The following is a 476-nucleotide window of genomic DNA, read 5'->3' as shown; positions in this document are numbered from 1 at the left end:
GTCGCCGATGTCCCGCTACAGCGAGCGACACGACGACGGCCGCCCTGACCGCAGCCGCACGATCACCGACCTCGCCGTCACCGTCCTCGAACCCGGCCCCGAACAGCCACCTCTGGCCACCGTCTCCCGCGATGACCGCCACACTGTTCCAGCCCAGCGCCGACGGCATCGCATTCTCGCCCTGCTGCAGGACGACCCGACTCGCCTGTGGAGACCCGCGGAGATCGCCGCCCATTTCGGCGACATCACCCTGCACACCATGTATCGGCAACTGTCCCGATGGGCCAACACCGGGCTCATCCACAAGCTCGGACCGGGCCTCTACGCGGCCACAGCTTGGACCTCAACCCCCTTGCCAGCAGCGGAAATACGCTACCTTCCCGGCCTTGGGTCAAGGTCCACAAACGACGCGAAGCGTTCCCACAGTGGCTGCCCACCAACAATTACCACTGCGGTCACACCGCGCTGAAAGGCCA

1 pseudogene is annotated in these 476 nt (G+C 66.2%); it reads left to right on the top strand.

Going from position 1 to position 476, the window contains the following annotated elements:
• Window positions 1-469: pseudogene (locus QMZ92_RS35940) on the top strand (helix-turn-helix domain-containing protein); the annotation flags it as partial.
• Between the last annotated feature and the right edge of the window lie 7 nt (window positions 470-476).

Origin of the sequence: Streptomyces sp. HNM0645 (assembly GCF_030056615.1) — a bacterium.
Classification (GTDB): domain Bacteria; phylum Actinomycetota; class Actinomycetes; order Streptomycetales; family Streptomycetaceae; genus Streptomyces; species Streptomyces marianii.
This window is presented reverse-complemented; position numbering and strand designations above follow the sequence as displayed.